The sequence below is a fragment of the Streptomyces sp. CB03238 genome, assembly GCF_002099185.1.
Classification (GTDB): Bacteria; Actinomycetota; Actinomycetes; order Streptomycetales; family Streptomycetaceae; genus Streptomyces.
This window is the reverse complement of sequence record NZ_NBCN01000011.1, coordinates 256,718-270,719: the sequence shown is the minus strand read 5'-3', so window position 1 is coordinate 270,719 and position 14,002 is coordinate 256,718. Positions and strand designations below refer to the sequence as shown.

At 72.9% G+C, this 14,002-nt stretch carries 11 protein-coding genes; 7 read left to right on the top strand and 4 right to left on the bottom strand.

The window, feature by feature from the left end; translation table 11 throughout:
* Positions 1–42 precede the first annotated feature (42 nt).
* The gene (locus BKD26_RS22310; protein WP_084900988.1) at positions 43–453 is read right to left on the bottom strand and encodes a hypothetical protein; all 411 of its coding nucleotides are present in this window, start codon (positions 451–453) and stop codon (positions 43–45) included.
* A 111-nt stretch (positions 454–564) separates the two neighbouring features.
* On the opposite strand from BKD26_RS22310, the gene BKD26_RS22305 reads away from it, so the two are divergent.
* The 5 genes from BKD26_RS22305 to BKD26_RS22285 all read left to right on the top strand — a co-directional run bounded on the left by BKD26_RS22305 (position 565) and on the right by BKD26_RS22285 (position 6,549).
* Complete coding sequence (locus BKD26_RS22305) at positions 565–1,530, top strand: endonuclease/exonuclease/phosphatase family protein (protein WP_084900985.1); 966 nt, start codon at positions 565–567, stop codon at positions 1,528–1,530.
* 18 nt (positions 1,531–1,548) lie between these two features.
* Positions 1,549–1,785 carry a DUF2630 family protein gene (locus BKD26_RS22300; RefSeq protein WP_084900982.1) on the top strand — a complete coding sequence of 79 codons (237 nt, stop codon included), beginning with the start codon at positions 1,549–1,551 and terminating at the stop codon, positions 1,783–1,785.
* 38 nt (positions 1,786–1,823) lie between these two features.
* Positions 1,824–3,818 (top strand): FUSC family protein, encoded by a 1,995-nt coding sequence (locus BKD26_RS22295; RefSeq protein ID WP_084900980.1) that lies wholly within the window; start codon positions 1,824–1,826, stop codon positions 3,816–3,818.
* A gap of 223 nt (positions 3,819–4,041) precedes the next feature.
* Complete coding sequence (locus BKD26_RS22290) at positions 4,042–5,520, top strand: APC family permease (RefSeq protein ID WP_084900978.1); 1,479 nt, start codon at positions 4,042–4,044, stop codon at positions 5,518–5,520.
* Between the two features lie 48 nt (positions 5,521–5,568).
* Complete coding sequence (locus tag BKD26_RS22285; RefSeq protein WP_084900976.1) at positions 5,569–6,549, top strand: hypothetical protein; 981 nt, start codon at positions 5,569–5,571, stop codon at positions 6,547–6,549.
* Between the two features lie 6 nt (positions 6,550–6,555).
* Here the strand turns inward: BKD26_RS22285 and BKD26_RS22280 are convergent, their stop codons facing one another.
* Positions 6,556–8,601, bottom strand: a complete 2,046-nt coding sequence (locus tag BKD26_RS22280; RefSeq protein WP_084900973.1) for a PhoX family phosphatase — start codon at positions 8,599–8,601, stop codon at positions 6,556–6,558.
* 260 nt (positions 8,602–8,861) lie between these two features.
* Between BKD26_RS22280 and BKD26_RS22275 the strand changes: the two genes are divergently transcribed.
* On the top strand, positions 8,862–10,415 hold the full coding sequence (locus BKD26_RS22275; RefSeq protein WP_179166643.1) for a VWA domain-containing protein: 1,554 nt from the start codon (positions 8,862–8,864) through the stop codon (positions 10,413–10,415).
* Here the strand turns inward: BKD26_RS22275 and BKD26_RS22270 are convergent.
* A complete protein-coding gene (locus tag BKD26_RS22270) occupies positions 10,412–11,491 on the bottom strand; it encodes an ATP-binding protein (RefSeq protein WP_084900968.1) in 1,080 nt (359 codons plus the stop codon). The genes BKD26_RS22275 and BKD26_RS22270 overlap by 4 nt on opposite strands.
* Complete coding sequence (locus BKD26_RS22265) at positions 11,488–12,144, bottom strand: response regulator transcription factor (RefSeq protein ID WP_107417946.1); 657 nt, start codon at positions 12,142–12,144, stop codon at positions 11,488–11,490. Before BKD26_RS22265 ends, BKD26_RS22270 begins: the two co-directional genes overlap by 4 nt.
* A gap of 103 nt (positions 12,145–12,247) precedes the next feature.
* Here BKD26_RS22265 and metG point away from each other — a divergent pair, with 103 nt between their 5' ends.
* Entirely contained in the window at positions 12,248–13,855 is a 1,608-nt protein-coding gene (gene metG, locus BKD26_RS22260; RefSeq protein WP_084900963.1) for a methionine--tRNA ligase, read from the top strand.
* Positions 13,856–14,002 lie beyond the last annotated feature (147 nt).

Sequence of the window (14,002 nt, the reverse complement as noted above, 5' to 3'; positions counted from 1 at the left end):
CGCCCGTACCCCGCCACCGGTTTCCACGGCGGTGCGGCGACGCTACTCGTGCGTGTAGAACACGTAGAACGCCATCAGCCCCGACGACACCGCCAGGACCAGCGAGACCACCGCCACCATGAGGACGCTGTTGCCGGACAGGCCGTACAGGAAGCCGACGCTGAGGCCGAAGAGGAGCCCGAACGCGACCGCCCGGGACTCGCGCGGCAGTGCGCGGCGGACCCGGAGGTAGCCGTACCAAAGGGCACCGAAGCCCACCATGCTCACCACGGCGAGTACGGCCTGCCCGCCCGTGAAGGGACCGTCGCCGTGGCGGACGATGACCTCGGCGTAGAGGCCGTAGAGGACGGCGCACACCGCGAGGACCATCAAGGTGGACCGGCGTACGGGATGACGGGTCGCCCGTTCCCCGGTGCGGCGGTGCCGGCCGGGCAGCGTGACATGTGCGGCCATGACGTGCTCCTTCCGCGGACCTCCCTCCAGGGCACACCCGCGACCGGCCCCCGGCAAGTGGATCAGACCGACCCGGGGACGGGCGCCGGAGAGCCGTGAGAGGGTGACGGCTTGGCCGATTCGTACACCTCGCACCTGCTGCGCCGGGCCGCCGCGTGGGCCGCCGGGCTGCTGCTCGTCGTGCCCACCGTCGTCACCGGCTGCCGCCTCTTCGGCACCGACGCCGTCACCCCCGTACCGCAGCTCCTCGCCCTCCTCCCCTGCCTCGCCGTCCCCGCCGGGCTCGCCCTGCTGCTCTCCCTCCCCGCCCGCCGGCCGCTGCTGACCGCCTGGGCGGGCGGAGCGCTCGCCGTCACCCTGTGGTTCGTCCAGCCGTACGGGCCCGCCGGCACCCCCGCGCACGGGCCCGTCACCGCGCGGCTGCGGGTGCTGACCGCGAACGTCGAGTTCGGCAACGCGACCACCGAGCTGCTCGCCACCATCCGCCGCGAGCGCCCCGACCTGGTCTTCGTCTCCGAGTGCGACCCCGCCTGCGCCCGCACCCTCGGCGCCCACCACCCCTACGGCGCCCACGTCGCCGCCGCCGGATCCGCCGGCTCCGTCATCCTCGGCACCCGGCCGCTGACCGCCGAGCCCGCCCTGCCCGGCACCACCATGGGCATGCCCGGCGCCACCGCACGCGTCGGAGGGAAGGACGTGACCCTCCGGCTCGCGCACCCCATGCCGCCGCTGCCCGGCCGGATCGGCCTGTGGAAGCACGAACTGGGCCTCGTCGGCGACTTCGCCGCCGCCCACAAGGGCCGCCCCGTCATCCTCGCCGGCGACTTCAACGCCACCCAGGACCACGCCGCCTTCCGCTCCGTCCTCGACTCCGGCGCCCTCCACGACGCCGCCCGCCTCGGCGGTGCCGCCCGGACCGGCTCCTGGCCGCAGGGCGGGACGCTGCCGCCGTACGCGCAGATCGACCACGTCCTGGTCAGCGCCGACTTCTCGGTGCGCGGCGCCCGCTTCCTCGACCTGCCCGGCAGCGACCACCGCGCGCTGCTCGTCGACCTCGACCTGCACGCCCGGCCGTGAAGCGGGAAGGTGGACACCATGGACAACGAGCAGATCCTCGACCACATCGGCGCGCTCGTCCGCGAGGAACACGCCCTGCGTGACCGGGAAGGCGGCCTCACCGACGACGAACGCGTACGGCTGCGGACCCTGGAGGTCCAGCTCGACCAGTGCTGGGACCTGCTGCGGCAGCGGCGCGCCAAGTCCGAGTACGGCGACAACCCGGACAACGCGGCCACCCGGCCGCCCGGCGAGGTGGAGGGCTACCTCAGCTGAGCCCCACGACCGTACGGCTCGCGCCGCCCGAGTGGCTCATGCGCGGACTGCGCCCACAGCCCGCGCCGGTCCCCTGGGCCGCCGTCGCGCGCGCCGCCGTCGCCCTCGCCGCGCCGCTCGCCGTCGGCCTCGCGGCCGGCCGGCCGCTGTACGGCGCGCTGGTCTCCATGGGCGCCCTGTCCGGCGTCATCGGCGACACCGCCGACGCGTACCGGATGCGGATCCTCAACATCGCCGTACCGCAGCTCTTCGGCGCGCTCGGCGTCACCCTCGGCTCGCTGGTGTACGGGGAGGGCTGGGCGGCCGTCGGCGTGCTGACGCTCGTCGCGCTCGTGTCCGGGATGATCTCGTCGATCGGCGCCGTCGCCTCCGCGTCCGGGCTGCTGCTCCTGCTCAACGCCGTCGTCGGCGCCGGCCTGCCGATGCCCAGCCCCTGGTGGAAGGCGCCGCTGCTGCTCACGCTCGGCGGCGCCGTCGTGCTCGTCCTCACCCTGCTGGGCTGGCCGCTGCGCGGCGGCGTCCCCGAACGGTCCGCCGTCGCCGCCGCCTACCGGGCGGTCGCCGATGTGCTGGCGGTGGCGGGCACACCCGCGTACGACGAGAAACGGCAGGCCGTCACCCAGGCGCTCAACACCGCCTACGACCTCGTCCTCGCCCGCCGCGCCCGCGACCGGGGCCGCACCGCCGGCCTCGTACGCCAACTCGCGCAGCTCAACGCCCTGATCCCGGTCGTCGAAGCCGCCCCCGCCGCCCACCTGAGCGGCCGCCCGCTCCCCGCCGAGGTCCCGGCGGCGGTCCGGGCGCTCGCGGCGGCTGTCGAAACCGCCGACGGTCCGCGCCGCCGCGAGCCCACCGGCGGCAGCCCCCTGGGCACCCACCCCGGCCCGCCCGGCACCCCGGGCAGCCCCACCACCCCCACCGGCCCGCTCACGCTGCCCCTGCCCCCGCCCGCCACGCCCTCCGAGCGGGCCGTCGACCACGCCCTGCGGCACGCCGCCACCGTCATCCGCCACGCCGAACCCGACCCCCACAACATCGACGACCTCCTCGGCCGCCCCGCCTCCCTCCGCATCCGCACCCGCCGCGCCATCCGCGACGCGCTGCTGTCGCACGGCTCCTGGCGCTACGGGCTGCGCCTGGCGCTGTGCATCGGGCTCGCCCAGGCGCTGGTCTCGCTGATCGCCGTGCCGCGCTCGTACTGGGTGGCCCTCACCGTCACGTTCGTCCTCAAGCCCGACTTCGGGTCCGTCTTCTCGCGCGCCGTGCTGCGCGCCCTCGGCACGGCGGCCGGGCTGGTAGTCGCCGCGCTCGTCCTGGCCGAGGTGGAACGCGGGTGGTGGGACGTGCCGGTCATGCTGGTGCTGGCCGCGCTGATCCCGGCGTCCACCGCCAAGGGGTACGCCTTCCAGACCGCCGCGATCACCCCCGTCATCCTGCTGCTGTCCGACTGGCTGAACCGGCAGGGCTTCGACCTCGTCCTGCCGCGCCTGTACGACTCGCTCCTCGGCTGCGCGATCGTGCTGGTCGCCGGGTACCTGCTGTGGCCGGAGAGCTGGCACACCCGGATCGGTGACCGGCTCGCGGACACGGTCGCGGACGCCGCCCGCTATGTGGCCTGCGCGTTCGGGCCGGAGGCGGACGCGGACCCGGCGGCGCGCGGGCGGGCCAGGCGGCGGCTGTACCGGGACCTGTCGGCCGTACGCAGCGAATTCCAGCGCGCCCTGACCGAGCCGCCGCCCACCGGGACGCGCGCCACAGCCTGGTGGCCCTTGTGCGTGGCCGTGGAACGGATCGTGGACGCCACGACGGCCGCCCGGGTGCGCGTCAGCCACGGCGCGCCGCCTCCCACGCACGTGGAGGTCGCCGACGTCGAGCGGCAGCTGCGCGAACTCGCGGCGGGGCTGCGGACCAGCCACGTCCTGGTCGAGGTCCGGGCGGAGCTGGAGGGCGACGAGGAGGGCGTGCTGGCACCCCTGCGCCAGGAGGTCCGCGCGGCCCGCGCCATCGCCTCCCCACAGCCCAACCGCCCCTGACCAGGCACCGGCCAGGCGCCGGCCAGGGGCACCAGCCAGGCACCGCCCAAGGCGCCGGCCAGGCGCGCCCGTGCGTTCCGGACGTCATCCTTCCGGGCGGCGTCACCGCACCGCTTCCGCCCGACTACGATGCGCACGACTCGCGCGTGCCGCCACATGCCGCAGCATGCGGGGGCTGCTCCTGTTCTTCCGCCATATGCCGTGCCATACAAGGACATTCGCCATGCGCAGCGTCACTCCCAGGGGTCTCCAGCCCAATGTCCTCGGTACGGTCGACACGATCGTGATGGCCGTCGCGGGCAGCGCGCCCGCCTACTCGCTCGCCGCCACCAGCGCCGTACTCGTCGGTGCCGTCGGCTTCGCCGCGCCCGCCGCGCTGCTGTACTGCGCGATCCCGATGCTCGGCATCGTGCTGGCGTTCAGCCGGCTCGGCCGGATCGACGTCAACGCGGGCGCCAGCTACTCCTGGGTCGGCCGAACCCTCCACCCCGCGCTGGGCTTTCTGTCCGGCTGGGCGCTGATCGTCGCCGCGACGATCTTCATGGTGGCCGGTTCGCTGCCCGCCGGACAGCTCACCCTGGCGCTCCTCGCCCCCGACCTGGCCGCCGACACCGCGCTCGCCACCGTCGTCGGCGCCGGCTGGTTCCTGATGATGCTGCTGGTGGTACTGGGCGGCGCCCGGCTCACCGTACGGGCGCAACTGCTCATGACGGGCGTGGAGTTGCTCATCATGCTGATGTTCATCGTCGGTGTGGTCATGCACCGGGGCGCGGCCACCGCCTTCGACTGGTCCTGGCTGGGCTTCGGGCACTTCGACGGGGTGTCCGGCTTCGCCTCCGGGGCGCTGACCGCCGCCTTCTACTACTGGGGCTGGGACGTCACCAGCAACCTCAGCGAGGAGACCCGCGACAGCCGCCGCACGGCCGGGCTCGCCGCCCTCATCGGCATCGGGGTCGCCTTCCTCCTCTTCGAGGCGTTCACCATCGCCGTCAACGTCGTCCTGTCGGCGCAGGAGGTCGGCGCGGGCGGCGCGAACGTGCTGGTGCTGCTCGGCGACGCCGTCTGGCCGGGCATCGGCGGCAAGTTGCTGATCGTGGCGGTGATGCTGTCGAGCGTCGCCACCCTGGAGACCACGCTGATCCAGGTCACCCGCTCCCTGTTCGCGATGGGCCGGGACCGGACGATGCCGGCCGCCCTCGGAGCCGTACACCGCCGCTGGAACACCCCGTGGGTGGCGATCACGGTGGTCGGGGCGGTGGCGCTGGCGATGTTCGTGGCGGCGACGGCGCTCGGCTCGGTCGGCGACATCCTCAGCAGCGCGGTCCACGCGATGGGCCTCCAGATCGCCTTCTACTACGGGCTGGCGGGCATCGCCGCCGTGGTGGCCTACCGTGGGATGCTGCTGAGGTCCGTACGCGACTTCGTCCTGGGCGGCGCGTGGCCGCTGATCGGCGCGGCCTTCATGTTCTGGATCTTCTTCGAGTCGCTGGGCGGCCTGACCGGCACGGCGGTCGCGATCGGCCTGGGCGGGCTGGGGGCGGGCATCGTGCCGATGGTCTGGTACTGGCGGCGGGGAAGCTCGTACTACCGTCCGGCACGCCTGGACGCGGTGCGCGCGATGGCGGCGGCTGGGCCGTACGACGACGTACCGCGACAGCACCACCGCGCCGATGGGAACGAAACGCTGGCGACCGACTTCTAACACCCCGACGGGGTTTCGTTTTCGCGCTTTTGACGGGGGGACAGGGAATTGGCCGTACGCCGCAGCCGCCGCTCCATACGTTTCGAGCCGGAATTCGACCCGGACTCCGGCGACCGGGCGCTGGGCCGCGCCCGGCACGACATCGTTATCGGCCGCTGGCAGGGCGTACGTGACCTGCTGCGCGACACCGGTGACGACTGGGACCTCCGTACGCACCGGCTGCGGCTGCTGTCGCACGCGGCGGCCGGCAGCACGGCCGTCGAGGCGTGGCGGGCGGCGGAGCCGGACGACCCGGACGCGGCGGTGCTGCGGGCGGCGACGGAGGTCGTACGGGTCTTCAACCAGGCCATCGCGGTGGGGCGCGGCGGGGCGGTGGACCGGGCGCGGCTCGACGTCACGGTCATGGCCTGTCTGGGCGCCGCCGACGCCCGGCCGGCCGACCCGATGCCGTGGGTGTCGCTGCTGACGGTGGCACGGCTGTACGAGGGCGGGGTGGGGCGGGCGGAGCTGCGGCGCTGGTGGGACGAGCTGCGGCGGCGCGACCCGCACAACCTGGAGGGCCATGTGCAGCTGCTGCGCTACTGGTCGGCGCGGTGGCACGGCACGCACGGCTCGATGTACGACTTCGCCCGGGACGCGGCGGGGGCGGCGCCGCCCGGGTCGCCGCTGCCGGTGCTGGTGCAGATCGCGCGGGTGGAGGAGTACCGGTACATCGCGGAAGCGGCGCGCGGCCAGGGGCCGGTGCGGGGCTTCGACCAGCACTGGAAGCACGAGCTGGCGGCGACGGAGGTACGGCGGACGTGGGAGCGGTGGCTCGGCGGGCGGCCGCCGGGACCGGTCCGGCCGGAGGAGGTCGAGCCGCTGAACTACCTGACGCACGCGGCCTGTTACGCGGGGCTGCGCGAGGTGTACGCGGGGCTGTTCGGGCTGCTGGAGACGCGGGCGTCGTGGGTGCCGTGGTCGTACACGGGGGATCCGGCGGAGCAGTTCACGAGGTGGCGCGGGGGGACGGCCCGCGCCACCTCGTAAACGGTCTTAGACGCCGATGTTGCGGCCGTCCTTGCGGTAGACCACGACGACCGACGGTCGGACGATCTTGCCCGGCCCGTCCGGCCAGGCCGACGCCGGCTTCTCGACCGACGCCCCGTCGACCTCGCCCGGGTGCTGTACGGCGACGAGGACGCGGCGCTCCTGGATGATCGGGCCGCACGTCTCGGCGCCGGCCGGCACGGTCAGGAACTGCTTGATCTCACCGCGCCGCTCGCCCTGCACGGCCACACCGAACAGGCCGTCGTGCGAGCCGAGCTGGTTGCCGTCCGTGGACAGCCACAGGTTGCCGTACGGGTCGAAGGCCACGTTGTCGGGGCAGGAGATGGGGCTGACCTTCTCCTTGGGGTAGCCCGCGAAGTACGTGGCCGGGTCGTTCGGGTCGCCCGCGACGAGGAACAGCCGCCAGGCGAAGCCGTCGGAGGCGGGGTCGTCCCAGTGCTCGGCGAGCTCCAGGACGTGGCCGTGCTTGTTGTTGTTGCGCGGGTTGGCCTCGTCCGCGCCGGCCTTGCCCGCCGCGCCACGGTCCTTGTTGTTGGTGAGCGCGACGTACACGCGGCCGGTGCGCGGGGACGGCTCGACGTCCTCGGGGCGGTCCATCTTGGTGGCGCCGACCTTGTCACCGGCGAGGCGGGTGAAGACGTACACCTCCTCGGCGGTCATGCCGGGGACGTGGCTCTTGTCGCCCGTCGCCAGCGGGATCCAGTGGCCGCTGCCGTCGAACTCGCCGTCGTTCGGGAGCTTGCCGGTGCCGTCGATGTCCTGCGGGCTGTCGCCGGTGAGCTTGGCGACGTACAGCGTGCCCTCGTCGAGGAGGGTGAGGTTGTGCTCCCGGGCCTTGCGGGAGTCGCCCTTCATCATCCGCTTGGACGAGACGAACTTGTAGAAGTAGTCGAAACGCTCGTCGTCGCCCATGTAGACGACCGGACGGCCATCGGCGGTAAGGCGCGGCTGGGCGGCCTCGTGCTTGAAGCGGCCGAGCGCGGTGCGCTTGCGGGGGGTGGAGTCGGGGTCGTACGGGTCGAGCTCGACGACCCACCCGTGGCGGTGCGACTCGTTGGGCTCCTGCTTGGCGTCGAAGCGCTTGTCGAACCGCTCCCACTTGCGCTCGGTGGCGCCGGTCCCGATGCCGTACCGCTTGTCGGTCGGGCTCGATCCGTTGGCGAAGTACTGGTTGAAGTTCTCCTCGCCGTGGAGGGTGGTGCCCCACGGGGTGGTGCCACCGGCGCAGTTGTTGAGCGTGCCGAGGACCTTGCGACCGGTCGGGTCGGCACTGGTCTTGAGGAGGGCGCCGCCCGCCGCCGGGCCGGTGAGCTCGAACTCGCTGGTGGCGGTGAGGCGGCGGTTGAGCGGGTGGCGGGTGACGGGGGTCAGCCGGCCGTCACGGTGCTGTTCCTGGACGACGACCACGGACAGGCCGTGGGCGGCCCAGGCGATCTCGACCTGCTCGCGGGTCGGGTTCTCCGGGTCGTACCCCTTGAACATCAGGACTTCGTCCGTGTACTCGTGGTTCGCCACGAGGACCTGGCGGCCGTGCTCGCCCTTGAGCGGCAGCAGCGACAGGAAGTCGTTGTTGTACCCGAACTGCCCGGCCTGTGCCGTGGCGGTCTGCTTGTCCGGGTCGAAGGCGGGCGCGCCACGGAGGATCGGCTCGCCCCACCGGATGACCACGCTCTGGGCGTAGCCGTCGGGGACGGTGACCTTGTCGTCCCTGTTGGGCGCGACGGGCGTGAAACGCAGCCCCCGGGCGCCCGCGCTCTTCCCCGCCGTACGGGGCGTCGCGGCGACCGCCTCCTGCCCGGCACCCTGCGCGACGACGGCACCGCCCGCGGTGGCGGCGACGGTGACGACGGCGGCGGCGCGCATCATGGAACGGCGCGACAGGGCACCGGCTATGACATCGCCGACGTACTCGTTGTCACTGGTGTTGGGCACCTCGTGGAAACAGGCGTCACCGCACCGGTAACGGCAGGTGAGGGCGGACCGACCGCCCCCGTGCGGGTTGGTGCTCAGCAGCGGCAGCAGCTTGCGCACTACATCCTCCTCCGGCGCAGCCTGCGCCGACATGGTGTCGGGAATAGGTCCGGCGGTGACGTTAGAAGCGTAGATGTGCAGGTCGGCGGCGGTGGGGTGAACGAGAGGTGAATCCGGCGCGTCGGGGGTGGGGTTGACGCGAATACCCCTTGCCTTTACGCGCCACTCGGGGCGGCTAACCTTACGTGTCCGCCCTGGCCAGGGATGATTCCTAGCAGTACGGACATACACGGCACCCCAACATGCGAAAGGCCTCGCCCATGGGCATTCGGAGCTTGCTGCGCAAGGTGTTTGGACGCGACCGTGCGGAGCGCAACGAGACGGCAGCCGCCTCCGTCCCGCCCCAGACGGAACGCGCGGTGCCCCAGGAGGAGCCCACGGCGACGGTTCCCTCCCCGGCGTCCGCCTCCCCGGCGGAACGCGCCGCGGAACGCGCCGCCGAGCTGGCGGCGGCGGACCTGGTGGCCGCGTCGTTCGACAAGGCGCGCCGCGCCCCGGTCCCGGCGGCCCGGGAGGCGGCCCAGGAACCCCCCACGCCCACGAAGGCCGGCATCCCGCCCCAGGCGGAAGCGGAACCGGCCCCCAAGCCCGCCGAGCCCGCCGAGCCGGCCGAGCCGGAACCGGCCGCCGAGAAGCCCGCTGCGAACGGGGCCCCCACCGCAGCGGAACCGGCCACTGCCACGGACGAGGCCCCCGCGCCGGAAGCCGAGGGCCCCGAGGTGGACGAGCCCGCCGCCGAGGTCTCCGCCGAGCCCTCCGCCCAGCCGGAGCCGGCCACCGCCACGGAGGAGGCCCCGCAGGCGGACGAGACCCCGGCCGACACCCCCGCCGCACCGGAACCGGCCACCGCCGCGACCGCGAACGACACCGAGCCCGAGCCTGAGCCCGAGCCCGAGCAGCCCACCGAGCCGCAGGCCGAAACCGCCGCCCAGGAGGCCCCCGCCCCCGAGCCGCAGGCCGACGCCCCGGACGCCGACGCCCCGGACGCCGACGCCCCGCAGGCCGACGAACCGGCCACCCCCGCCCCCGCCCCCGCCGCCGAGGTGGACACCCCGGCCCAGGGCGCCCCCGCACAGGAGGCCCCCAGCGCCGGCAGCGACGAGCCGGCCGACGAGCCGACCGCCCCGCAGGCGGACGCCCCCACTTCCAAGCCCGCCCTCACCGCCGCGCGCGTCAAGGCGCGAGCACCCCAGCTCAGCGACGCGTACAAGGCGGCGGGCGCGGCCCTCCGCAAGCGGGGCCTCGTGGGGGCGCGGGCGACCGTGTACCTGGTCCTCGACAGGTCGGGGTCGATGCGGCCGTACTACAAGGACGGCAGCGCCCAGCACCTCGCCGAACAGGCCCTCGCGCTGGCCGCGCACCTCGACGAGGCCGCCACCGTGCCCGTCGTGTTCTTCTCGACCGAGATCGACGGCACCGGCGAGGTCACCCTCGACGACATCGACGGCAGGATCGAGGCCCTGCACAACAGCCTCGGCCGCATGGGCCGGACCAACTACGACCGGGCGATCGCCGAGGTGCTGAGCCACCACGAGAAGTCCGGCGCGGCCGGCCGGCCCGCCCTCGTGCTGTTCCAGACGGACGGCGCCCCCGAGTCGAAGACGGCCGCCACCCAGGCCCTCACCGACGCGGCGACCAGTGCCGAGAACGTGTACTGGCAGTTCGTGGCGTTCGGCGAGGAGGACTCCAAGGCGTTCGACTACCTCCGCAAGCTGGAGGCGCCCAACGCCGGCTTCTTCCACGCGGGCCCCGCCCCCCGCGACGTCCCGCACGCCACCTTCTACCGCGAGGTCCTCGCGACCTGGTCGGTCTAGGGCCGCATGGGGGCCTGGTCGCCGACGGGCAGCCGTACCGTCACGACCAGGCCCCCGCCCGCCCCGCCGGGGACAGCCGTCACCGTCCCCCGGTGCGCGGCCGCGATCGACCGCACGATGGAGAGCCCGAGCCCCGCGCCGGGCCCCATCCGGTCCCGCCCCTCACCCCGCCGGAACGGCTCGAAAAGCCCCGGTATGTCCGCCTCTGCGACCACCGGCCCGGTATTCGCGACCGTCAGCACCCCACCCTCCAGGGTCACGCGCACCCACCCACCGTCCGGCACGTTGTACGTGACCGCGTTCGCGACGAGGTTCCGCGTCAGCTGCGCGAGCAGCACCCGGTTGCCCAGCACCACCCCACCGGTCCCGGAAACCCCCACGCCGAACCGCGCGCACTCCTCCGCCACCACCTCCCCCAGCGGGACGGCCTCCCGCTCCTCCAGGCCCCGCTCGCTGCGCGCCAGCACCAGCAGGCCCTCGATCAGCCGCTCACTGCGCCGGTTGCTGTCCAGCAGCACCTGCTTGACCTCGACCGAGTCGTCCAGCCCCACCTGGATCGCGGCCCGCTGCGTGGCCAGCGGCGTACGCAGCTCGTGCGACGCGTTCGCGATGAACCGCCGCTGGCTGTCGAACGCCGCCTCCAGCCGCCCCAGCAGCGCGTCGATGGTGTCGCCCAGCTCCTTCAGCTCGTCGTCCGGCCCGCTCACCCCCAGCCGGTCGTGCAGGTTCCGCTCCGAGAGCCGCCGCGCCCGGGCGGTCATCTCGTGTACGGGGCGGAGGACGCGCCCCGCCGTCCACCACCCCACCACCACGGCACCGAGCGCCGTGACCAGCAGCGCCCCGCCCGACCAGATCAGCAGCTGCTCGGAGGCCGCCCGGCTGATGTCCCCCGTGACCTGTTCCACCCGGACGATGTCCGGGCCCTGCACCCGCGCCGCGATGGCCTCCGCCTCGCCACGTGTCCCGGCCCCGGAGAGCAGGTTCACCACGCCGAGCAGGCAGCCGCCCAGCACCAGGAAGACGCCCCCGTACACCAGGGCGATCCGCGTCCGTATCGTCGACCCCGGCCCGATCACAGCGCGTACCCCACGCCCTGCACCGTACGGATGAGCGCCGGCTCCCCCAGCTTCCCGCGCAGCTTGCTCATGCACACCCGCACCGCGCCCGTGAACGGGTCGGCGTGCGCGTCCCAGGCCCGCTCCAGCAGTTCCTCCGCCGACACGATCGCGCCCTCCGCCTCCAGCAGGATCTGGAGCACCGCGAACTCCTTCGGCGACAGCTCCAGGTCCCGCCCGTCCCGCTCGGCGGTCCGCCGTACCGTGTCCAGCCGCACCCCGTGCCGCTCCAGCAGCGGCGGCACGGGCGGCCGGGCGCTGCGCCGCCGAAGGGCCCGTACGCGCGACACGAGCTCCGGGAACTCGAACGGCTTGCCCAGATAGTCGTCCGCGCCCAGGTCCAGGCCCGCCACCCGGTCCTCCATCCCGGACGCGGCGGTCAGCATCAGGATCCGCGTCCGTGCCCCCTCGACGACCATGCGCCGCGCCACCTCGTCGCCGTGCACCCGGGGCAGGTCCCGGTCGAGGACGACGACGTCGTAGTCGTACAGCCCCAGGTACGCGAGGGCCGCGTCCCCGCTGTAGACGGTGTCGACGGCGAATCCGGCACGCCGCAGCCCGGCGGCGACGAGCTCGGCGAGGACGGTCTCGTCCTCGGCAACCAGTACACGCATGCCCCCACTCTCCATCCCCCCACGTTTCGCGAACGTCTCCACCTCCGTCTCCCCCTGTGAACGGAAGGGAGGACCGTTTCCGCGGCCGGATAGGATTTCGACCATGGCGGCCAGTGGACCCGAGAAGCAGGAGGCGAAGGCGTACTACGTCTCGACCCCCATTTACTACGTCAACGACGCTCCTCACCTGGGCCACGCCTACACGACCGTCGCAGGCGACGTGCTCACCCGCTGGCACCGTCAGCGCGGCGAGAAGGTGTGGTTCCTCACCGGCACGGACGAGCACGGTCAGAAGATCATGCGCACGGCCGACGCGAACGGCGTCTCGCCGCAGGAGTGGTGCGACAAGCTCGTCGAGGAGGCCTGGAAGCCCCTCTGGGAGCACCTGAACATCGCGAACGACGACTTCATCCGTACCACTGAGACGCGGCACACGGACCGCGTCCGGGAGTTCGTGCAGGACCTGTACGACAAGGGTGAGATCTACAAGGGCGGGTACGAAGGCCCGTACTGCGTGGGCTGCGAGGAGTACAAGCTCCCCGGCGACCTCATCGAGGCGGAGAACGGCACCGAGCTGTGCCCCGTCCACAAGAGGCCGGTGGAGATCCTCAAGGAAGAGAACTACTTCTTCAAGCTGAGCGAGTACGGCCCGAAGCTCCTGGAGCACTACGAGGCGAACCCGGACTTCATCCAGCCGGAGTCCGCCCGCAACGAGGTCCTGAACTTCGTGAAGCAGGGCCTCCAGGACCTCTCCATCTCACGCTCCACCTTCGACTGGGGCGTCCCGGTCCCGTGGGACGACAAGCACGTCATCTACGTGTGGATCGACGCGCTCCTGAACTACGCGACGGCCGTCGGCTACGGCTCCAACCAAGCGAAGTTCGACGAGACCTTCCCGGCAAATGTCCAGCTGGTCGGCAAGGACATCCTGCGCTTCCACGCCGTGATCTGGCCGGCGATGCTGATGGCCCAGGGTCTGCCAGTGCCGGGGAAGGTCGTGGCGAACGGCTGGCTGATGGTCGGCGGCGAGAAGATGTCCAAGTCGAACCTGACGGGCATCAAGCCGCAGGACCTGACCTCGCACTTCGGCGTGGACGCCTACCGCTGGTACTTTCTGCGGGCGATCGCGTTCGGCAGCGACGGCTCCTTCTCGTGGGAGGACTTCACCGCCCGCTACACCTCCGAGCTGGCCAACGACTACGGCAACCTCGCCTCGCGCGTCGCGGCGATGGTCGGCAAGTACTTCGACGGCGCCCTGCCGGAGGCCTCAGCCGCCGGTGACGCCGAGCAGGCCGTCCACGACGGCCTGGCCAAGGCGGTCGCGGAGGCGGACCGGAAGATCGGCGACGAGCTGGATTTCCAGGGCGGCATCCTGGCGATCTTCGACTTCGTGAAGCAGGTCAACGGCTACATCACGGAGCAGGAGCCCTGGAAGGTCGCCAAGGACACCTCCGACGAGGGCCGCGCCCGCCTGGCGAAGATCCTCTACACCGCCGCCGAGTCGCTCCGCGCGGTCGCCGTCCTCCTGAACCCGGTCATGCCGGAGACCTCCCAGAAGCTCTGGGACTCCCTCGGCGCGGAGCCCGTCCTCGGCCCTCTCGCCGACCAGCGCGTCCAGTCCGCCGCCGCCTGGGGCCAACTCCCCACGGGCGCAACGGTGACAAAGGGCGCGGTCCTCTTCCCGCGCCTGGAGGAGCCGAAGAAGGACTGACCCCTCCCCTCACCGACTCGGACCGCCGCACTCCCCGGAGGGCGGCGGGCCTGTCGTATCCATCCCTTCGGAGAGGTGAGCGGCATTCAGCCGTTCCCTGGTATGTCGTTGCAGCCGAAAATCCGCACATGTGATGATCTCCCCGTG

Bases quoted from the DNA above. Each gene is read 5' to 3' on its own strand.
- BKD26_RS22310 (WP_084900988.1), bottom strand. From the start codon at position 453: ATGGCCGCACATGTCACGCTGCCCGGCCGGCACCGCCGCACCGGGGAA.
- BKD26_RS22295 (WP_084900980.1), top strand. From the start codon at position 1,824: ATGCGCGGACTGCGCCCACAGCCCGCGCCGGTCCCCTGGGCCGCCGTC.
- BKD26_RS22265 (WP_107417946.1), bottom strand. From the start codon at position 12,144: ATGCGTGTACTGGTTGCCGAGGACGAGACCGTCCTCGCCGAGCTCGTC.
- BKD26_RS22275 (WP_179166643.1), top strand. From the start codon at position 8,862: ATGGGCATTCGGAGCTTGCTGCGCAAGGTGTTTGGACGCGACCGTGCG.
- BKD26_RS22300 (WP_084900982.1), top strand. From the start codon at position 1,549: ATGGACAACGAGCAGATCCTCGACCACATCGGCGCGCTCGTCCGCGAG.
- BKD26_RS22290 (WP_084900978.1), top strand. From the start codon at position 4,042: ATGCGCAGCGTCACTCCCAGGGGTCTCCAGCCCAATGTCCTCGGTACG.
- metG (WP_084900963.1), top strand. From the start codon at position 12,248: ATGGCGGCCAGTGGACCCGAGAAGCAGGAGGCGAAGGCGTACTACGTC.